24 protein-coding genes and 3 tRNA genes are annotated in these 19,522 nt (G+C 48.3%); 13 read left to right on the forward strand and 14 right to left on the reverse strand.

Features of this window, described 5'->3' with window-relative positions; all coding sequences use genetic code 11:
• Positions 1 to 10 precede the first annotated feature (10 nt).
• Complete coding sequence (locus tag Q1A04_RS04225) at positions 11 to 472, forward strand: DUF302 domain-containing protein (protein WP_299701657.1); 462 nt, start codon at positions 11 to 13, stop codon at positions 470 to 472.
• A gap of 1 nt (position 473) precedes the next feature.
• Here Q1A04_RS04225 and Q1A04_RS04230 read toward each other — a convergent pair whose 3' ends face one another.
• From Q1A04_RS04230 to Q1A04_RS04250, 5 genes are all read right to left on the reverse strand, one after another.
• Positions 474 to 686 (reverse strand): DUF308 domain-containing protein, encoded by a 213-nt coding sequence (locus tag Q1A04_RS04230; protein ID WP_299701660.1) that lies wholly within the window; start codon positions 684 to 686, stop codon positions 474 to 476.
• Between the two features lie 150 nt (positions 687 to 836).
• A complete protein-coding gene (gene gyrB, locus Q1A04_RS04235) occupies positions 837 to 2,798 on the reverse strand; it encodes a DNA topoisomerase (ATP-hydrolyzing) subunit B (protein WP_299701663.1) in 1,962 nt (653 codons plus the stop codon).
• Positions 2,799 to 3,376: 578 nt separating this feature from the next.
• Positions 3,377 to 4,990: a hypothetical protein gene (locus Q1A04_RS04240; protein WP_299701666.1), complete on the reverse strand. Its 1,614-nt coding sequence runs from the start codon at positions 4,988 to 4,990 to the stop codon at positions 3,377 to 3,379.
• 143 nt (positions 4,991 to 5,133) lie between these two features.
• The gene (locus Q1A04_RS04245; RefSeq protein WP_299701669.1) at positions 5,134 to 5,952 is read right to left on the reverse strand and encodes a hypothetical protein; all 819 of its coding nucleotides are present in this window, start codon (positions 5,950 to 5,952) and stop codon (positions 5,134 to 5,136) included.
• 280 nt (positions 5,953 to 6,232) lie between these two features.
• Positions 6,233 to 6,748, reverse strand: a complete 516-nt coding sequence (locus tag Q1A04_RS04250) for a hypothetical protein (RefSeq protein WP_299701672.1) — start codon at positions 6,746 to 6,748, stop codon at positions 6,233 to 6,235.
• A gap of 259 nt (positions 6,749 to 7,007) precedes the next feature.
• On the opposite strand from Q1A04_RS04250, the gene Q1A04_RS04255 reads away from it, so the two are divergent.
• From Q1A04_RS04255 to Q1A04_RS04275, 5 genes are all read left to right on the forward strand, one after another.
• The gene (locus Q1A04_RS04255; RefSeq protein WP_299701675.1) at positions 7,008 to 7,337 is read left to right on the forward strand and encodes a DMT family protein; all 330 of its coding nucleotides are present in this window, start codon (positions 7,008 to 7,010) and stop codon (positions 7,335 to 7,337) included.
• A gap of 193 nt (positions 7,338 to 7,530) precedes the next feature.
• Positions 7,531 to 7,959 carry a DUF2267 domain-containing protein gene (locus Q1A04_RS04260; RefSeq protein WP_299701678.1) on the forward strand — a complete coding sequence of 143 codons (429 nt, stop codon included), beginning with the start codon at positions 7,531 to 7,533 and terminating at the stop codon, positions 7,957 to 7,959.
• A gap of 181 nt (positions 7,960 to 8,140) precedes the next feature.
• Entirely contained in the window at positions 8,141 to 8,572 is a 432-nt protein-coding gene (locus tag Q1A04_RS04265) for a hypothetical protein (RefSeq protein ID WP_299701680.1), read from the forward strand.
• A complete protein-coding gene (locus Q1A04_RS04270; protein WP_299701683.1) occupies positions 8,559 to 9,248 on the forward strand; it encodes an SCO family protein in 690 nt (229 codons plus the stop codon). The genes Q1A04_RS04265 and Q1A04_RS04270 overlap by 14 nt, the downstream gene beginning before the upstream one ends.
• The gene (locus tag Q1A04_RS04275; RefSeq protein ID WP_299701686.1) at positions 9,232 to 9,654 is read left to right on the forward strand and encodes a cytochrome c; all 423 of its coding nucleotides are present in this window, start codon (positions 9,232 to 9,234) and stop codon (positions 9,652 to 9,654) included. The genes Q1A04_RS04270 and Q1A04_RS04275 overlap by 17 nt, the downstream gene beginning before the upstream one ends.
• 63 nt (positions 9,655 to 9,717) lie before the next feature.
• Here the strand turns inward: Q1A04_RS04275 and Q1A04_RS04280 are convergent, their stop codons facing one another.
• Positions 9,718 to 10,224 carry a phosphoheptose isomerase gene (locus Q1A04_RS04280; protein WP_299701689.1) on the reverse strand — a complete coding sequence of 169 codons (507 nt, stop codon included), beginning with the start codon at positions 10,222 to 10,224 and terminating at the stop codon, positions 9,718 to 9,720.
• Between the two features lie 527 nt (positions 10,225 to 10,751).
• Between Q1A04_RS04280 and gntA the strand changes: the two genes are divergently transcribed.
• Positions 10,752 to 11,429, forward strand: coding sequence for a guanitoxin biosynthesis heme-dependent pre-guanitoxin N-hydroxylase GntA (gene gntA / locus Q1A04_RS04285; RefSeq protein ID WP_299701692.1), 678 nt, complete (start codon positions 10,752 to 10,754; stop codon positions 11,427 to 11,429).
• Between the two features lie 24 nt (positions 11,430 to 11,453).
• Entirely contained in the window at positions 11,454 to 12,044 is a 591-nt protein-coding gene (locus tag Q1A04_RS04290; RefSeq protein WP_299701695.1) for an urea carboxylase-associated family protein, read from the forward strand.
• 56 nt (positions 12,045 to 12,100) lie between these two features.
• Here the strand turns inward: Q1A04_RS04290 and Q1A04_RS04295 are convergent.
• The 3 genes from Q1A04_RS04295 to Q1A04_RS04305 all read right to left on the reverse strand — a co-directional run bounded on the left by Q1A04_RS04295 (position 12,101) and on the right by Q1A04_RS04305 (position 12,518).
• Positions 12,101 to 12,174 (reverse strand) — tRNA-Arg (locus tag Q1A04_RS04295).
• Positions 12,175 to 12,244: 70 nt separating this feature from the next.
• Positions 12,245 to 12,318: transfer RNA gene (locus Q1A04_RS04300), tRNA-Pro, on the reverse strand.
• A gap of 113 nt (positions 12,319 to 12,431) precedes the next feature.
• Positions 12,432 to 12,518, reverse strand: a tRNA-Ser gene (locus Q1A04_RS04305).
• Positions 12,519 to 12,838: 320 nt separating this feature from the next.
• On the opposite strand from Q1A04_RS04305, the gene Q1A04_RS04310 reads away from it, so the two are divergent.
• From Q1A04_RS04310 to Q1A04_RS04325, 4 genes are all read left to right on the forward strand, one after another.
• Positions 12,839 to 13,810 (forward strand): VWA domain-containing protein, encoded by a 972-nt coding sequence (locus Q1A04_RS04310; RefSeq protein ID WP_299701699.1) that lies wholly within the window; start codon positions 12,839 to 12,841, stop codon positions 13,808 to 13,810.
• Positions 13,807 to 14,790 carry a tetratricopeptide repeat protein gene (locus Q1A04_RS04315; protein WP_299701702.1) on the forward strand — a complete coding sequence of 328 codons (984 nt, stop codon included), beginning with the start codon at positions 13,807 to 13,809 and terminating at the stop codon, positions 14,788 to 14,790. The genes Q1A04_RS04310 and Q1A04_RS04315 overlap by 4 nt, the downstream gene beginning before the upstream one ends.
• A gap of 80 nt (positions 14,791 to 14,870) precedes the next feature.
• Complete coding sequence (locus Q1A04_RS04320) at positions 14,871 to 15,476, forward strand: TetR/AcrR family transcriptional regulator (protein WP_299701705.1); 606 nt, start codon at positions 14,871 to 14,873, stop codon at positions 15,474 to 15,476.
• A gap of 60 nt (positions 15,477 to 15,536) precedes the next feature.
• On the forward strand, positions 15,537 to 16,058 hold the full coding sequence (locus Q1A04_RS04325) for a thioesterase family protein (protein WP_299701708.1): 522 nt from the start codon (positions 15,537 to 15,539) through the stop codon (positions 16,056 to 16,058).
• A 217-nt stretch (positions 16,059 to 16,275) separates the two neighbouring features.
• Here the strand turns inward: Q1A04_RS04325 and Q1A04_RS04330 are convergent, their stop codons facing one another.
• The 5 genes from Q1A04_RS04330 to Q1A04_RS04350 all read right to left on the reverse strand — a co-directional run bounded on the left by Q1A04_RS04330 (position 16,276) and on the right by Q1A04_RS04350 (position 18,843).
• Positions 16,276 to 16,665, reverse strand: coding sequence for a VOC family protein (locus Q1A04_RS04330; protein ID WP_299701711.1), 390 nt, complete (start codon positions 16,663 to 16,665; stop codon positions 16,276 to 16,278).
• 35 nt (positions 16,666 to 16,700) lie between these two features.
• On the reverse strand, positions 16,701 to 17,138 hold the full coding sequence (locus tag Q1A04_RS04335; RefSeq protein ID WP_299701714.1) for an SRPBCC family protein: 438 nt from the start codon (positions 17,136 to 17,138) through the stop codon (positions 16,701 to 16,703).
• Positions 17,139 to 17,226: 88 nt separating this feature from the next.
• A complete protein-coding gene (locus tag Q1A04_RS04340; protein ID WP_299701717.1) occupies positions 17,227 to 17,568 on the reverse strand; it encodes a zinc ribbon domain-containing protein YjdM in 342 nt (113 codons plus the stop codon).
• Between the two features lie 287 nt (positions 17,569 to 17,855).
• A complete protein-coding gene (locus tag Q1A04_RS04345; protein ID WP_299701720.1) occupies positions 17,856 to 18,080 on the reverse strand; it encodes a hypothetical protein in 225 nt (74 codons plus the stop codon).
• Positions 18,049 to 18,843, reverse strand: coding sequence for a hypothetical protein (locus Q1A04_RS04350; RefSeq protein ID WP_299701723.1), 795 nt, complete (start codon positions 18,841 to 18,843; stop codon positions 18,049 to 18,051). Before Q1A04_RS04350 ends, Q1A04_RS04345 begins: the two co-directional genes overlap by 32 nt.
• A 215-nt stretch (positions 18,844 to 19,058) precedes the next feature.
• Between Q1A04_RS04350 and Q1A04_RS04355 the strand changes: the two genes are divergently transcribed.
• Entirely contained in the window at positions 19,059 to 19,496 is a 438-nt protein-coding gene (locus Q1A04_RS04355; protein WP_299701725.1) for a PaaI family thioesterase, read from the forward strand.
• The last annotated feature ends 26 nt before the right edge of the window (positions 19,497 to 19,522 follow it).

A 19,522-nucleotide genomic window follows, 5' to 3' on the forward strand; every position in this document is an offset into this window, starting at 1 on the left:
CTCCTCTATCATGAAACATCTACTTTTACTCATCACAGCTTCGTTACTGACCATTAACCTAGCAGTTAGTCAAGAACTCGCTTCTCAGACGATCAACACTACTCCCAGCTCATACAACATGGAAGAGACGCTAAGCAAATTGCGCACTTCTATGAAAGACATCGGCGTGAACATAATGGCTGAAGTAGATCATGCCAAAGCAGCTACCAAAAACGGGCTGGAGCTTCGACCAACTCACGTATTCATCTTTGGCAACCCGCAGGTGGGCACTAACCTCATGCAAGCTGACCAACGTGCCGGGCTGGACCTACCGTTGCGCCTGCTGGTTTGGGAGGATGAAAAAGGACAGGTAAATTTGGGCTACCATTCACCTAAATCTTTACACAACCTGTACGAACTCAAAAAACAGGATGCTGTGTTGATCAAAATAGCCTTGATGTATGAGAAGTTAAGTGAGGTAGTAAAGAAGTAACTTATCTACTTTTCTTGTCTATCAGCAACATAATAATACCACCCACGACCAATACCACGCCCACAATAGGGGGCCAGCCTATAGTGCGTTCTCTCTCCGCCTTTACTTCGATAGGCCCCACCTCGGCAACGGTTTCTTTAGACGTATAAGTAAAGCCTGTGTAAATAAAGGCCGCGATACCCAGCACGATCAATACTATGCCTAACGTTTTCATCTTTAGATTTTTACGCAATTGTACGCATGCCTAAACAAGTAGTTGTTTAGGCCTATATACTGATCTACATCCCTGCTTATTCACAGCCTAAAAACAGCAGCGGCTGCCCCCTTCCGAGAGCAGCCGCTGCTGTTTTATAAATTCTAAAGCTTACACGTCTACACGGGCATACTTGGCGTTGCGCTCGATGAAGTCGCGACGCGGGCCTACCTCGTCGCCCATCAGCATCGAGAAGAGGTGGTCGGCCTCAGCGGCTGACTCAATGGTTACTCGCTTCAAGCTGCGTGTGTCCGGGTCCATGGTGGTGTTCCAAAGCTGCTCCGGGTTCATCTCACCAAGACCTTTGTAACGCTGCACGCCCACACTCTCGTCCTTACCCTTGCCTAATTCAGCAATGGCCTCGATGCGGTCCTGCTCACTCCAGCAATAGCGCTCTTCTTTGCCCTTCTTCACTAGGTATAGCGGAGGCAAAGCGATGTAGATATAGCCGTTCTCGATCAGCTCCTTCATGTAGCGGAAGAAGAAGGTCAGGATTAGGGTACGAATGTGCGATCCGTCCACGTCCGCATCCGTCATGATGATGATGCGGTGGTAACGAAGTTTCTCCATGTTCAGGGCTTTCTCGCCGTCTGCCGTTCCGAAGCTCACGCCCAGCGCGGTGATCATATTCTTGATCTCTTCGTTCTCGTAGATGCGGTGTTCCTGTGCTTTCTCCACGTTCAGGATCTTACCACGAAGTGGCAGAATGGCTTGGAACCTACGGTTACGGCCCTGCTTGGCAGAACCACCCGCTGAGTCACCCTCCACGAGGTATATTTCGCAGTTCTCCGGATTGTTGTCGGAGCAGTCAGCCAGTTTACCAGGCAAACTCGTACCTGACAATACGCTCTTGCGCTGCACCATCTCACGGGCCTTGCGAGCTGCGAAACGTGCCTGTGCTGCTAGAATAACCTTCTGCACGATAATACGGGCTTCCTTCGGGTTCTCTTCCAAGAACTCGTTCAGCATTTCGCCGACAGCCACGTCCACGGCGCCACCCACGTCGGAGTTGCCGAGTTTGGTTTTGGTCTGCCCTTCGAACTGCGGCTCCTGCACTTTTACCGAAATAACGGCTGTTAGACCTTCGCGGAAGTCATCACCCGCGATCTCAATCTTTACCTTGTCCAGCATACCTGACTTGTCGGCATAGGCCTTCAGGGTACGGGTAAGGGCACGGCGGAAACCACCTACGTGGGTACCACCTTCAATGGTGTTGATGTTGTTCACATACGAGAAAATGTTCTCGGTATAGGAAGTGTTGTACTGCAGGGCGATCTCTACAGGCACACCGTTTTTCTCGCTCTCAATATGGATCGGCTCCGGAATCAGGTTCTCACGCGTCTCATCCAGATAGGCTACGAACTCTTTCAAGCCGCCTTCTGAGTAAAACGATTCAGTTAAAACAGGCTGTCCCTCTTCGTTCAGCTCACGCAAATCTTCCAGGTTAATACGGATGCCTTTGTTCAGGAACGAGAGTTCGCGCAAACGGCTGGCAATGGTGTCGTACTTGTATTCGGTTGTCGTGAAGATAGAGGCATCCGGCGTGAACTGTACCGTAGTTCCAGTCTTTTCCGTTGTGCCAATTTCTCGTACCGGGTATTGTGGCGCACCAATGTTGTAGTGCTGCTCAAAAATCTTCCCGTTGCGGTGCACGGTCACGTGCAGGTCCGTAGAAAGCGCGTTCACGCAGGATACACCCACGCCGTGCAAACCACCGGAAACTTTATAAGTGTCTTTATCGAACTTACCACCGGCGTGCAGCACCGTCATTACCACCTCAAGGGCCGAGCGGCCTTCTTTCTGGTGAAAGTCGGTTGGAATGCCACGTCCGTTATCGGAAACGGTGATCGAGTTATCAGGATTAATGGAAACGTTGATGGTGTCGCAATGACCGGCCAATGCTTCGTCAATAGAGTTGTCTACTACCTCCCACACCAAATGGTGCAAGCCTTTGATACCGATATCGCCGATGTACATGGCAGGACGCTTGCGAACGGCTTCGAGTCCTTCCAGTACCTGTATACTATCTGCTGAATAATTATTGTGCAATTGTTTTTCTTCCACTTCACTCATGTGTTTGAAAAGATAGATTGAATAGGTAAAATTACCACTTTTATTTTGTTTTAGCTATACTTTTGAGCATGCTAATTTAGTCTAATGTGCCCCGTTCTACAGCGGACTTGTTCCGCTTACTTCGCGTGCCTTGTTACTAACAAAACAACACTTACATTAGTGCCTGTTTTACAAATACTTATACCATAAAAAACACAAAAAGACCACCTTGTAAAAAGGCGGTCTTTCTATTTAGTTTTAATGCAAATTCAAGTAGGGTAAGCGCATCCGGGCAGGGCCTTCAGAACGCCTACATTAATTTTTTCATAGCTCAGTCAGGCATTGCATCAAGTCCAAAACGGTAATCCCCTTTTCTAGATTGCCCGACCTGTCAAAAATATCTATTGGAATAAGCTTCACATGTAGGCTCCCTTTAAAATATCACCATTGAGCTTAGGGAATGTCACCTCACCTACATCATCAAGGACGAGACTACCAACAAGGCAGAAAAAGTGCCCTATGAGAACATCTTAAATGACAAATATGAGTTTTATGAAAGCAACAAAGCCCTTAAGAATGTGTGCTTGCAATGACCAACATCACTCTGGGGGATTGTTTTCATATTCAAGCCCGTCAATTATCCTCTCCCTAATCAGCTCAAAAATCAGCTCACCGCCTAGTAGCTTTTCGTAGTTTATGAAGCTGCTCGGCAGTATCTGCCTCAGAAAGTGTGAAATGTCAGCATCATAAATTTCTGCTGTCTGCCCGCCAACTTGTAGCGTCCATGGAAGCCCAAAATGTTTTGCTTTAGCGCTGTGTAGCGAGAGCGTATCGCCAGTGTTATTAATCACTGTCATACTCAATGCAGGCTTCTCTTCTTGGAAACCCGACCAGTCGTAATCGTAATCCCTATATACCCTCTCCAAATGCTCGGGCACGATGGTTTTCACCACTTCTCGGTATTCATCAAATTGCCTATTATTTAGATCCAGTAAATAGGAAAAATCGCCACCCCATACTTTATTATTCTCCCTTTCCTCTCTTTTACTGGCAATCAGCCTTTCATAATCAGTGAAGTCTCTTTCTGAAAAGCGGATCTTTGCAGTAGAAGGTGTCCCATTGCTTATTGAATTGAGGCTATTCAAGAGCCTTGCTAATTCATTCTCACTAAACCTATACTCTCTGGCATACCTTCGCCCATACCCTTTGGACGAGAAAACAAAGGCAGTGTCAACCTTCTTGAATCTGGCTTCCTGCGTCCTTTCCCTGTATATGGTGTGCAAGCCCTTCCCTCCTTCAGCCTCATATACAATTGCCTTAACCATCACCGTCTTGATTCCTGCCGTGAGAAAGCTACCAAGCAAGATAGATGAGTTCTTGGTCTCTTTGTAAGGCTCCATAAGTGTGCTGTCCACGTATGAGCGTTTTAAGCTCAGGTTCTCAGATAGAACAAACACCTTGCTTCCGAGGCTTTTGAGATGCCACTCTACCTTTTCAGTATCAGCATAAAAGTCAATCACTGGAACACGAAAGGATTTCCAGTGGATTGAGTCTATTCCAGAGAAGAAGATATGGTCGTCTTGGTTGATAATGATGGTTGGACCAAGAATCTGGACTCTGTTTACCCTGTCTCTGGCAGAATTGGCGAGTATGGTGTACCTCCCCTGATCCAGTGGCGTCGGGAGTTGCTCTGTGGTCGCCCAGTTGTTATTCGTCACTGCCAGCCCGTTGTGCAAACTACCTGCTACGCCATACCTATGATCGACCATGTAGATGGAAAGAACTCTGCCCGCAGGCTCAAAGGGCTTTGGTCTTTTACTCCACGCCAATCCGTAGTTGGACGAATAGTAGACATGCCCATCAGATCCCCCCATCCACAGTAGTCCGTCTGGCTTATGATAAGCATCGTAGATCCACGCATCTCCGTTGAAGCTGCGTATTTCCCAGCTTTTGCCTCCATTTAGGGTTCTGTAAACAGTACTTTTGATAGCACTTAACTCAGGATCGGCAAGGTAACCTGCAACCACGATCGTATCCCGATTAAAGACGACAGACACGCTCGGTTGATCATATTCATTGAGCTTATAGCTGGACTTCAAGCTCTCTATTACCTCCTGATGGGTAGGTAAAGCACCTGACAACACTTTCTGTGCATAAGAAGAAGTTGCGCCAAGAAGCAGGAGTATGGGAATTAAAAGCTTCGTCTTATTCATTCACCTTTTTCTGTTCATAAACAAAATGAGCCAATCCGTATTCCCTTTGTCCACTTCTTTGAAGTATTCGAACTCCATGTGTGTTTCATCAAGCATGAGGTAACCGCAACCAATTCAAGCGGGTATTCAAGATTTCAAGCATTTTACATGACCATAGCACCGGCGATGGCTCCCATCACCTTTATCCAGATCAGGAAAACGTAAAAGAAAAGCCCAACGAAAACGAGCGGCAAACTGACATATCGCTTTACTCTTAGCCTTTTGGCCCAAATGACATTGAGCAGGCTCAGGAGCACTAACACTACTGTTGCGGTCTGCATCATTACGAAAATAGCAGCTGCTTCACCCAGCGCAGCAATGGCTATTGTCCAAAGGGCAAACAAAGCGAAAGGCAGAATCGCAGCCAATTTATAGAAGTACGGATACTGCCCTCTTTTAAAGTACCGATAGCCAAAAATTAAAAGCAGGGACAATATGAGCAGAAAGGGTACGATGGTGTAGAAAACGGAAATCCCCTTTTCATAGTAGCCATGGTTGATGATGTGCCAATGGATATCCCGGCTTCCATTCTCAGTGCCGTACGTCCAAATGCCAACCTTTTCCCAGTTGCTGAACTCTCCCTCAGCTTCCAGTTGACCGTTCCTGTGGAAGTACTGCGATTTACCATGACGGATGTTGTCTTTATATCGCTCGATATGCTTCAAGCTTGGGCTGTCGCCATAGTACTGATAAATGGTATAAGAAGGACTCCTTTCTAAAAAATATGCGGCAGAAGAATCTCCCATATCTCCGAATGAATTGTAGGAGTACACGACATTTTTCTGCAAATCCCATGTATGTTTCCTGCCGCCGTTCTCAAGGTAAGCCATCTCTGAAACCACTTCTCCAGCCCGTACCACTTGCATCGCCTTCACGTTGCCATTAGGGTGATAGGTATAGAGTGTATCAACTGGCAGAGCCACAGCAGAGAAAGCTAAAATGCAAAAGCTGAAAAAGAGCAAAAGTTTCATTTGATGACTACCAGGCTTATGGTTTCAAGGATATGGTTTCCTGTGATTTAAAAAAAATAACCGCACTTAGCTTATAAAAAGGTTGAATGAACCCAATACTTACTTTGTACATATCATATTCTATTTCAAGCAGAAAGGCTCTTCTCCCATCAAAAAGAGGTCAGGGCTATGAGGCGGGCAAAACAAGTAAAAATTTTCTCATATCGCCGCATCGAAGTGTTCTAACTAATCGCTAAAAGTGCAAGCTGGAGGCGACCTTGTCGAACAGCGGCTTGAACACGGGAAAGTTGTCTGAGATGGTGGCCATGGTGAGTATCAGCACTTTGTCCTCCCTGTTAGTAAGCAGCACATAGTTTTGCATTCCCTCCCCACTGTACTTGTTTTTGTGCGCCTCGATCAGGTATTTGTAGCGTCTTTCGTTAATGGTGGTATCGCCTTGCTCGATGACTCGGAATCCCTCCGCACTTCCAATGCTTCCAAGGAACTCCTTAAATATTCTATCCAAGTCCTGCTCACTGCGCTGCAGGATGTTAATGTTATAGGTTTCTCTCGGAACATCCGCCTCGCTCTCCTTCTGCCTGAGCGCAATGAAATCTACAGACTTGTCGGTAGGCACACCATAGCGCCAGCCCATTGGAACGCCCACTTCAAAGCCATTCACCGTATCCCGAACCGTAAAAAGCTCCTGACTGAAGGCTGCCGTTCCGAAAGAGACTAGTAATAAGAAACTGAGTAAAGCGTGTTTCATAGATCACGAGTGTAAAAAAAATTTAATGATATCAAAAGTGAAATGAGCAGTATATAATCAAATCCAGAATTATTCTGTGAGCCTCCTTTTAAGGAATCTTATTTCCTGCTTAAAGCATCAATATAGCAAAAACTTTATCTAAGTAAATGACATAGCTTATCAGGACATAAACTATTTACTTAATATTTCACTTTTCTGAATTGTCTGATTTGCTGGAAATATCTTCCCGGATAAGCTTCTCGTGTATTAAATTTCGGGCATGAAAACTATCCTCCTGCTGCTTGTCTCCAACATTTTCATGACTTTCGCTTGGTATGGGCACCTCAAATTCAAAGACACTATACTTTGGAAAGTCATTTTGGTGAGTTGGTTCATCGCCTTCTTCGAGTACCTGTTCCAAGTGCCGGCCAACCGCATCGGACACGGGCAGTTTACCGCTTTTCAACTCAAGACCATTCAGGAAGTGATTACATTGGTGGTCTTTGTGGGATTCTCGGTGCTATACCTGAAAGAGGAGGTGAAGTGGAACTACATTGTGGGCTTTGTCTTTATTCTGCTAGCCGTGTTCTTTGTGTTCAAAAAGTGGTGATTTTTTTAATGGTTGAATTGCTAAGTGGTTAGACTGTTGAATTGTAAAAGGTTGCTTGTTTTAGGCGCTGATTTTATTTGATTTGCATTCACCCGACTAACAAGTCCGCTCACATGTAAACCACAACCCCCTCACACCTAACGCGTTGATAATAAGACACAATGCATGTTAATCATTAAAAAAGGAGGTAAACATGGCAATGAACTTTGAGAATTATCAGAAGGAAGCCAAGACGTGGCTGCATGAGTTTTGTGACCAGCTAGGTATAGAGGATGAGCACAAAGCTGCACGCATCTTCAGGGCGGTGCTGCACGCCATCCGCGATCGTATACCTGCCGCTGAAGCAATCCATCTGGCCGCACAGATGCCGATCATTTGGAAGGGCATCTACTTCGACGGCTTCACACTGCATGAGGCGCCGGTGCGCATACGCCACGAGGATGAGTGGCTGGAGTTTATCCGCTCCAAAGACGCCTTCGCTGAAATGGCCGACTTCCCAACGCTGGACCATGCGCACTATGCCTTTAGGGATGTGATGATGTTCCTGCGAAGCCACCTGTCTGAGGGGCAGTACAACCAGCTGGCGCATGCCTTGCATTCAAATATCATGGTACCCGTTTAGGCAACCGTCATGTTGGTTTTCACAATGTTTTACTTTGCCCGGCCACCCGCTGGGCATTTTTATGTCTGCATAGCAATCACTTAATAAAGCTTCAGTTTTAAAACTTCCCTTATCCAACTCGGGTTATTCTGCCATAACCTATACCTTTGCACCATACCTACACTTCTAACTGATTGGTATCATGAAAAAGTGGTTATTATACCTTGCCTTACCGCTTGTCTTGACTAGCTGCCAAGATGGCTCCTCTTCCGAAACACAACAAAAACAGGAGTTGGAAACCGAGGTGATGAACCTGCACGACGAGGCTATGGCCGACATGGGCAAGATCTACCGCCTCCGACGCGACCTCAGCGCCCTGCGCGATACCCTGCAGGCTAGCACGACTGACACTGCTACCATTAGCCTGCTGAACCGCCGTATAGCGGAACTCAACGAGGCGGACGAGGCTATGATGGACTGGATGCGGAACTACAAGGCCCCTGACACGCTAGCTTATGAACCGGCCATGGTATACCTGCGAGATGAGCACGACAAAATGGCCCGCGTAAAAGCACTCATGGACAGCACGATCGCCAATGCCAAAGAAACTTATGCGACTTATGAACAGAAATAGAATTAGCCCCTTGCTATGCACGTTGCTCCTAAGCATTTCTGCCCTCGGTTGGCAAGGCTGCTCAGATAAGTCCGCCGAAACTGGCGACCTACCGATATTGGGTGAACGCCAACTGGTGCAACGCGAAGTAGACGGGCAGCAGGTAACCGATACGGTCTACCACCGAATACCTGATTTCGCTTTCATTAACCAAGACAGTCAGGTAGTAACCAGCCTCACTGTGCAGGACAAGGTATACGTCACCGACTTTTTCTTTACGACCTGCCCGACCATCTGCCCCAAAATGAAGAGCCAGATGCTGCGCGTGTACGAGGAATTTAAAGATGAGCCCCGCCTTATGCTCCTCTCCCACACCATCGACCCGAAACACGACACGGTGGCGGTTCTCCGCGACTACGCCGACCGGCTGCAGGTGAGCAGCGACAAATGGCATTTCGTAACTGGCGAGAAAGACAGCATTTACAGCATCGCCATGCAGTATATGGTAACGGCTCTAGAAGATGAGGAGGAGCCCGGCGGTTTTGTGCACAGTGGCGCTTTTGTGCTCGTGGACCAAAACCGCCACGTGCGCGGCATCTACGACGGCACCGATCCCGCCCAAGTAGACCGGCTGATCCGGGACATACCTGCCCTGTTGCCTAAAAAGAAAAAGAAGAAGGATGCGGATAAAAACTAAGCTTCTGCCACTGGCTGGAGGTATAGCGGCCCTGCTCACCCTCACCCAGTGCTTTACGGACAAGCAGAACGAAGGCGAGCGCCTCTATACCCAGTACTGCGCCAACTGCCACATGGACGACGGCAGCGGCCTGCGCAACCTCATTCCGCCCTTGGCCGGTGCCGACTACCTCGTAAACCACCGCGACGATTTAGCCTGCATCATTCAGCATGGGCAGACAGGCAACATTGTGGTAAACGGCAAAAACTACAACCAAGGCATGCCCGCTTTCGAACACCTCAACAAAGGGCAGATCACCAACATACTCAACTACGTGCAGACAAACTTCGGCAACAGCAATCCCCGTTTCTCCATTCAGGAAGTAGAGAAGCAGCTGTTCAAGTGCCGGCACCTGCTGGAGCAGTAAACAGAAACGGCGCTGAAACCTGAGGTTCAGCGCCGTTTCTGTTTTATACCTTATCGTGTAGGCTTATCTGCCAAAGTCGTCCTGCACCCGCACGATATCCTCTTCGTCAGACGGGTTCTCAGCATCGGTGTGCTGCCAGATCTCAGCCAGCACGCCCCAACCGTCCAAGCCCACCAGACGGTGCCGTTCGCCTTGGCGCAGTGTGATCAGATCGCCGGGGTGCAGCACTTTCAGTTCACCTTCTTCGTCGGTGTCGCTGGTCACGACGCCCACGCTGCCTTTCACCACTTTCCAGATCTCGGCGCGGCGGTGGTGGTACTGCCAGCTCAGGCGCTTGTTAGGTGCCACCAGTAGTATCTTCGGGCTCAGTTTTCCGGATATCTTCAACTTGTCCACCGACATGTTGTCGAAATAGGTGTTAGCAAAGTCCTGCGCTTGGTTTTCGTCGATTACAAAAAAACCGCCCCAAGGCCGACTCTGGTCTTGGCTGCTGATATTAAAATGCTGCTGTTTCAGTTGCTGTTCCGTCTCTTGAAAAAGACTTGTTTTATCTAGGGTATCGGCTGTCATGTTTTGTTCTTGTTCTAAGGGTGTTAGCTAGTATAGTTGCAGGTATAAGCTAACGGAAAAAGCGCCCCGCCTGTTTGGGCGGGGCGCAAATTTAGAATATTTCTGCAGAGCGAATTTCTAAACAGCACCTATTTTCAGTATGTAGCAGTTAAATGCGTAACAATTGTCCATCTCTATTTGTAATATATTCACAACTATGCTATTGCATTAAGGAGTGTTGTGTAGGAAGAAAGCTAGTAAAATTATTTTAGTGCATCATATCCCTGCATTTGCACCCTTTTTAGCTAATAGAAGTATAACAATTTATCATTGGCAAAGGCCGCGGATTAAGTAGCAAACTGGAAGCATCATCAGGAGCCTTTTAGAGCTACAAATCACAACGGACGCTTCGATTCCAGCGGTTCATTCTTGGATACAGTCCACCACCACAAATTGGATCATTCCAAAAGCTGTTCACAAGACTTGCCATTCACTTTTTCATTAAAAGAATGAATTCCCAACATAAATCTTACTATACATCCCAGGAATTGGAAGCTTCAAAACCGGGGTTATCACAGGATATTTTCCTGAACTTCAACGATAAATTAAGCGACACAGATTATCCTTGTGTAGGGGCGAAGGCCGCTCTTAACTCAGGGCAGATTCGCTTCGGGATTTACGGAAATATGGCCACCGAAGCTACCACAGAGCAACTGGGCAATGACCTGCGACAGTATATCGCAGAGACATTGGCGGCTGAAAGCGAATACATGACGTTGGTTGCTGTCTTTTCAGATGAAGGACCAGACTCAGAAATCAGTTTTGAGGAAAAGCTCTGGAAGCAGTTGCAGCTTCTGCACGACAGCGATAAAACGGAGCACCCTTGGGACCCTGAAGTGAGCAGCGATCCGGAGCAACCAGATTTCAGCTTTAGTTATAGCGGTACCGCTTTTTTTGTGGTGGGCTTACACCCAAACTCCAGCAGAAAGGCTAGGCAGCTTGGCTATACAGCTATGGCCTTTAACCTGCACCGCCAGTTTGAGCAGCTCCGCGAAAAAGGAGTGTATGAAAACATGAAGAAGGTTATACGAGAACGAGATGAAGCATACGATGGCGCTGTAAATCCTATGCTGAGTGATTTTGGAGAAGGCTTAGAAGCGCCGCAGTACAGCGGCAGACATGTTGATGAAAGCTGGAAGTGCCCTTTCTTAGCCGGAAAATTATAAAAGCTATAACACCTAACCAACAATATGACTGAAACAATAGCTAAACAAACTGGAGCTGCCTTTAAACTGAGAAAAGGTGAAAAGCTGAAGGTAATTGACCCGCAGGGTGAACAGGTAAGCGACATGGTGCTTTTTAATGCGGAAGACAAGCGTGAGAAGCTTTCTTCGGGCAAGACGCTCGACTTTGAGGAGACCATTCTCATCACGAAGGGGCACCACCTCTGGAGTAACCGCAGCCGCCAGCTCATGGAGATACTCGAAGACACCAATGGCCGCAATGATTTTTTGCTTGCCCCCTGTAGCCCCGAGACGTTTCAGATTATGTACCAGAATCCGGAATACCACCCTAGCTGTTTTGAGAACCTGTATACCAACTTAGCGCAATACGGGATTGAGCCTGACGATGTACCAACTGCTTTCAACATTTTCATGAATGTGCAATTCGCACAGGATGGCAAACTCTCCGTCGACCCGCCCACCAGCAAAGCCGGCGACTATGTGCTACTAGAAGCAAAGATGGATTTGATCGTCGGTCTCACAGCCTGCTCAGCAGAGCAATCGAACAACTACAGCTTTAAACCGATACAGTACGAAATCATCCCGGCTGATAAATAAGGGCATAAAAAAAGCCTCTTTACAATGAAGTAAAGAAGCTTTTTTGTTTTTTGAAGTGATCCCGTTTGGATTCGAACCAAAGACCTACTGCTTAGAAGGCAGTTGCTCTATCCAGCTGAGCTACGAGACCAGCGTCCTTGGGAGAGCGGTTGCTCTACCCTTAAACAAAAAATTTCGGAATTGCTTCCGAAATTTTTAAGTCGGGGTGGCAGGATTCGAACCTACGACCTCCACATCCCAAATGTGGCGCGATACCGGGCTACGCTACACCCCGAACTGTGCTTTCAACTCCGGTTAGCGATTGTGTCGCTGTTAATGTTGAACGCGGTGCAAAAGTAAGCGAAGAATTTAAATTGTCAAAACTTTTTCAATTTATTTTTCCGCTTGCGGAGGAGGGGGGATTCGAACCCCCGGTACCGTTTCCAGTACGGCAGTTTAGCAAACTGCTGGTTTAAGCCACTCACCCACCCCTCCGGGTCTCTCCCTGCTGAAGAGATTGCAAACATACTACATTAAATTTGCCCATACAATAGCACCCTCCAAAATTTTAGCAAACAAACCCGCCTAGCATACCCCTAAACTGCCTTTTTCAAAACTAACTACTTGATTCTATTCAGCTTTCTCAAGGCATATTTTTCTGAAAAAATTTTAGTCAGACACGCCTCGCAGCCTCCTCAACCCCGCTCCCCTGCCCCGCTTATACCTGCAACAGCTTTTGGTAGCCCTCAAAAACCCGTTACATTGGCTTTCCTTTCTTATATTTGTCATCGGGCACTGCCTGAAAACTGCTTTACATGACTTGGTACCAAACTATCACCCTGCTCGAAATTCTATTCGGTGTGCTGTTCCTCGGACTGTACATCGGGTATTTGCTGCGGGTGCGCCGGGTGGCGGCCTTCTTCGGGCAGCGTCCGCACGGGGTATGGGTTAAGTTTGTGCTGCGCCACGCCTATATCGTGCTGCTGATCATTGCCGTGTTAGGGCCTTCGTTCGGGGCCATGAAAAAAGAGATCAAGACTATCGGCAAGGACATTTACATCGCAGTGGACCTCTCGGCCTCCATGGATGCGAACGATGTGCAGCCCACCCGGCTCGAACGTGCCAAGCGTAATATCCTGCGACTGATCAGCCGCTTTAACTCCGACCGTATCGGCCTGATCGTTTTCTCCTCAGAAGCTTATTTGCAGAGTCCGCTCACGTACGACCAAAACGCTCTGCAACTCTATACCCAGACCCTGCGCACAGGGCTGCTTCCGCATGGGGGCACCACGTTCTTGCCCGTGCTGGAGCTGGTGTCACAGAAATTCGGGCAGGCGGCCTCTCCTGAGGCTGAAGAGCAGAAAGCGCGTATACTTGTAATAATAAGCGACGGCGAGGATTTTGGTAGCAGAACCACTGACTGGGCCGACAGGTTGCGCGAGCAAAACATCCGGATCTATACCTTGGGCATCGGCACGACCGATGGCAGCCAAATACCGATGGGCACCACCGTTCTGAAAGACCAAAACGGCAATTCCGTCGTTACCAAACTGCACCCCGAAGGCTTGGAACAGCTGGCAGAAGCCACCGGTGGCGAATACTTTGAGATCACAGAACGGGTGAACGAAGCACATCGTCTCATTACGGCCATCAACAACATAGAAGGCGAGCTGCGCGAAAGCAAGACCATCGATGTGACCGCCAACAAATACATCTACCCACTTGCATTGGCGCTCTTGCTCATTCTGCTCGATGTGCTGATCACCGTTAAACTGGTACGTATATGAAGTCGCTTATCTCGGCCATACTGTTGATTGGTTTACTGACGGGCGGGATCGGTTCCATCTCACGCATGAATGAGTATGCCAATATAGGGGCGGTGGCTTATGCGCGCGGTGAGTACATCGAGTCGGTGGCGGCGTATGAGTACCTGCTTGAAGACCTGAATGTACAGGACGACCAAGTCCGCCTTAACCTAGGGCATGCCTATTTTAAGGTGGGTGAGATACAGAAAGCACGCCAGCAGTATACCTTGTTGGCCGAGCACTCCTCACGTCACAACCGGGCGGTGGCCTTGCTGCAGCTTGGCATCATTTCCGCTCAAAGCAAGAAATACAAGCTGGCTCTCTCCCACTTCCGTCAAGCTTTGGTGGTGGAGCCAGGAAACGAGGCAGCCCGGTACAACTATGAACTGATCAAGAAACTACTGGACCAGCGGCCTGACTTGGCTGGCAAAGATGAGGAAGCCGCCACGCCACCACCAGCGGAGCAGGAGGAGCAGCTAGCACGTGACAAGCAAAACCAGTTGCCGCCCGATAACGACGAAGAGTCGCTTCAGCCCAAGAAGAAGCCCGACAGCAGCGGCGATCAGGAGGATGAGGTAGACACCGAAGAGGAAGAGGAAAACGAGGAAGGTGAGCAGCAGAAACCGGGCGGTGAGCAAAACCAAGAGGACGGCGGCTCCAGAAACAAACCCGAAAACAAAGAAAGGCAGGAAACCAGTGGCAACGAACCGGGCGATACCCAAGGGATGAACCCGGACAATAACTTCGATAAAAACCGACCAGAGCGTAGCCGGAGCAGTGACCCGCTTCCGGAGGCAGAGCAGCGCGCCCAGACCCGCAACAGCCGTCTGCAACAGATGAACATCAATCCGGAAAAAGCCCGCCTGATGCTCGAGGCCATGCGCAGCGCGGAGCAGCAGTACATCCAGCAGCTTCCGAAAAAAGCGACCCGCAAGCCAGACCCGTCCAAGCCAAATTGGTAGGCAATTCAGCAAGATGGAAAAGCATTTTCTTTTTTTGGAAATAAAAACCAATCGGTTTATTTTGCAGTATAATCCTTACCATGGAGACAATCATCAGCAAAGCCGAACGCACCCGCCAACTCATAATTGAGCGGTCAGCCCCCCTTTTCAACCAGAAGGGCTATGCCGGTACGTCCATGCAGGATATCATGGCGGCCACCGGCCTGACCAAAGGAGGCATCTATGGGCATTTTGAGAGTAAGGAGGAAATCGCGCTGGCCGCTTTTGAGCACGCAGCCGGTATCATCACGCGGCAGATTGGGGATCGAGTTGCGCAACAGCAAAGCGCTTCTGGCAAACTGAAGGCCATACTGGCTTTCTACAAGACCTACCTCATTTTTTCTCCTGTTTTGGGGGGTTGTCCGGTTTTGAATACATCCGTGGAAGCCGACGACACCAATCCGCTCCTTAGGGCCAGCGTGGTGAAAGTGCTTAATCGCCTTCACAAAGCTATTGCGAATATTGTCAGCCAAGGTATAGCCGATGGTGAATTTAAGCCCAAGACTGATGCTGCCCATTTTGCCATTTTGTTTGTGAGCCTGATCGAAGGCGGCATCATGCTTTCCAAAGCCTATGGCGACGGCAAGCACCTCAACACGGTGATTGGACAGTTGGAGCACATGATCGATACGGAATTAAAAGCCTAATATTTTTTTACCTTGAAATAAACCGAACGGTCTTTTTTGTACTATTATAGATTTAACACAATGGAAAGAAATTACGAGAAAATACTAGAGAGCACCGCCCTTATCCGATTCGAGGATTGCGACCCTTTCGGACACCTGAACAATGGCCGCTACATCGACTACTACCTGAACGCCCGCGAGGATCAGGTGCGCGAAAACTACGGGCTAGACATTTACGCGAGGGCCAAAACAACTGGCAACGCGTGGGTAGTAGCCTCTAATCAGCTGGCTTATCTGCGCGAGGTAAAATTCATGGAAACAGTTCACATCAAGACCTGCCTGCGCTGGTTCAATGGCTCTGACCTGCTGATGGAAGGACAGATGGTGGATATGAAAACGGGGGCTATTATCTCTGTTATCTGGACCCGTTTTGCCTACATCGATATCCGCAAAGGCCAGAAGGCGACGCATGAAGAAGAATTAGTTACGCTTTTCAACAAAGTGGCTGTGGTGGGCGAGGGAAAACGGGAGCAATACTTCGAAGATCGGGTAAAGGAGTTGCGACAGGAATCAGCCGCTCAAGTAGCTTCCGCACAGGTATAGTATAACTGAAGATAGAAGCTTCCGGCCTAGGCACTTCTACCTTAAAACAGGGCATGCTCACCAAGCAGCAAGGCGGTTGAGCAACATTTTTTCTTTAGACCACAACATAGTTTTCTGTTACCAGTATAAGGTACTCATAGCACAAAATATAACTATGAAAACGGGCAGCTAGTCACTAGCTGCCTTTGTTTTTTTAAGTCCCTTAACTTAGCTAAAATCAGAGTTTTATATCAGGGGCATATGCCACTTCCAACACAAAATGGTTAGGGTCGCGAAAGTCCACGGTGTAGTAGGTTTCATCGTACTGCGGCATCTCTTGCGGACCGCGAATCACATCCATTCCCTGCTCTCTCAACCAAACTCCAACCCGATCCACGACCTCCCTGCTTTCGGCATGGAAACAGATGTGCCGCACACCCAAGCTGTCATGGAAAGCCACGGGCATTTCTTTGAAATAGATCTCGTGCCGGCCACAGCTAAAGGAGGTTGCGTTCAGTGCATACCACCCTATCAGGGGGAACAGTTCGCTATAAAAGCGAAGCGACTCCTCTAGGTCTTTCACCCAGAATTCGATGTGGTTGATGCCGGGGCCGTAGGGGTAGTTCATAGTGTGTTCTAGCAGCTTATGAGGTTAACGCTCCATCACCTGCTTTCCAATATCTCCTTTATTTTCTTCAGGTCCTTGTTGTTGGCTTTTTTCATCATAGTCGCCATGATGGGAGCGAACACTTTGGAGAAGCCTGTCGGTTGTCCGGCATTGCGCAAGCTCATGCGTGTTGTATTGGCATCGACTTCCTGCCACGTATAGGTGGTCTCCATCGGAAAGGGTCCCTCTGCTGTCCGCATCACCATTTTTTGGCCGGGAATATACTCCACGATCTCATAGGTATAGGCAAGTTTCCTCCCTAGGAAGTGGGCAACAAAAGCCACCTGAGAACCAACAGCCAAAGGCTTCGGAGTTTTCCACTCCACGGACTTAATATTCTCATACCACACAGGCGCATTGTCCGGATCAGCCGCATAAGCCGCGACTTCAGCGGTTGGTCGGTTGATTGTTATTTCGGTGAGGATATTAACCATGAGGTGATGTTAGTATGCTTGCTTCAGGGAATGGACCGCATAGAATTAGGGATGCTCTCACCTACCCACTGAAGCTCATTTTTAAACACTATGCTTTTCGCACAAACTCAGACTTAAGCCCCATAGACCCGAAGCCATCAATTTTGCAATCAATATTATGGTCTCCGTCCGTCAAGCGTATGTTCTTCACTTTTGTTCCGGCTTTTACAGGTTTCGGAGCACCTTTTACGGGTAAGTCTTTGATGACAACAACAGAATCGCCATCCTGCAATACATTACCGTTTGCGTCTATTACTTTCAAGCCGGCATCCTCCTCCACTTCATTCGGATTCCACTCGTTTCCGCACTCAGGACAAGCATATATTTCCTCCCCCATGGCGTAGCCGTAAGGTGAATTACACTTTGGGCATTGTTTCAATTCTTCTGACATGATTATTTCATCTCTTTTTTACCTTGTGAACAGCCAACACACAAAAAGAAGCTGATTTCGTTTTGCCGCCCACGCTATACCTTTTATCAAGCCAAGGTACAAATATTCCTGCAATCGCTGCCGCTTCTTTCTTTCCTAGGAGCTCAATTGCCTGAGTAGCATTGCGTATACTTGCACAAAAAAAATGGCATGTCGACTAAAGCATAAGAGCACTACCGAAAACTAGAGAACCTATACCTTTTTGCTATTGTGCGCAGCGAAAGAGACATAGGCATGGCTATTAGCCTCTAATGGGAATGCTTCCGGAAGAACTCAACCAAATCGTTACCTATTTTCAAATCAGTTCCATGCCCTATATGAGAGTAGGTTCTGAAGTCAGCCTCTATGTTATTCTTGCGGTATACCTGCTGCACAAACTCCCACCGCTGTGGTATAAGCTGCTTTCCCATCAGCCGGTACACTAGTTCCCTGTCCTCTTGGCTATAAGCATCGTCGAAGGCGGACGGCATCATTGTCATCCAATGCACCCATGAAAAGCATCTTCGGCAGTTGGCGGAACCCGGCAATATCTACGGGTTGGCCCGTAATCTCCTCCATGTCGGCTATACCCAGCGGGTATGGGAGCTTGTTTCCTTCCCACTCAGAAACAGGGAGGATGGGTATGGCGTTGATTCCACCGTAGGCAGTCGCCTTGACTTTGTCAGGGTGCAGGAGAGAGAAACGGTTGGCGAAAGTACCCGAGGCAGAAAAGCCTGTCATAAAGAACTTTTCTTTGATCGGGTACCCTCGTGCCGCCAACTGCTTTTTGGCATCTTCCACCATCGCCAAGAGTTGCAGGTCGAGCCGCTCTATGTCGGGTTCCTTGGTCAGCAGCACATCCCGGTCTAGAGCATGGGTATAGAACGTCCAGTTAGTTTCTGACCTCGGGAAAATCGGAACAAGAAAAGGAATCCGCAGTCTCTTCGAGATATAAATCCCCACACCGCTTTTGCTGGCCGCATGCCGCGCTCCTCTCTCATGGTATTCAATGGAATCGTTGAGACCGGTGTTGTTAGTTTCTACAAGCAGGTGTGTTGTACTGTCGCTTTTAATCCCTTTTGGCAGGTAGATAAGGTAATCGAAGTTGAACCCCAAGGTTGGTTGGGCTTCGAATTTTAGGAGTGTATCAGTTACCAAAACCAGCGGCTGGGATGGTTCTGAAGTAGTTGTATGTTTTGTGTGGGAACTGCATCCAAGGCAGCTGCATACCAGCAGCAGAGCTAGCAGGAGTTTCATATTTTCTTCACAGTTTTAGGTTGAATGGCAAGGGTTATAGGAGGCTTATACGATGTAGTAAATGTCAGTAAATCAATTTTATTTTACAATAGCGACAAATCCCCATTAAGCTCAGTGATAGGCACTAACTGAGCAAATCCCAAGCTTATTTCCAGATCGCTTCCATGCCAGCTTCGCTTTATGTATACTTGCCTTCCGATCACACCCATTCTGTTATGATTATCGAAGAGCATTACCGGAAATTGGAGAAGCTATACCTGAGCGCAAATGTGCAGCAGCTGTTCAGCGGCAGCACGATTGCGGTATCGCACAGCAAATCGGAAATCACCCTGCCCGTCGATCCGAAGTACTTCCATGGAGCGCAGGCGATACACGGTGCAACCTACTTTAAACTGCTTGACGATGCAGCTTATTTTGCAGTGGCTTCTCTGGTAACGGATGTGTTTATTGTGACTTCCTCTTTCCAGATCAACTTGATCAGGCCTGTTACGAGCGGCACGTTGAGAGCGGTCGGCACAGTGCGTTCTGTCGCTAAAAACCTGTTTGTAGCGGAAGCCACTCTGTACAATGAGCGGGGCAAGGAAGTGGCTTTCGGTACCGGACAGTTTATGCGCACAGCCCAGCCGTGGGGGAGCCTTGAAAATTACGAATAAGGAATTAAGAATTCGAGAAACTAAAA

It is taken from the genome of uncultured Pontibacter sp. (assembly GCF_947499215.1).
Classification (GTDB): domain Bacteria; phylum Bacteroidota; class Bacteroidia; order Cytophagales; family Hymenobacteraceae; genus Pontibacter.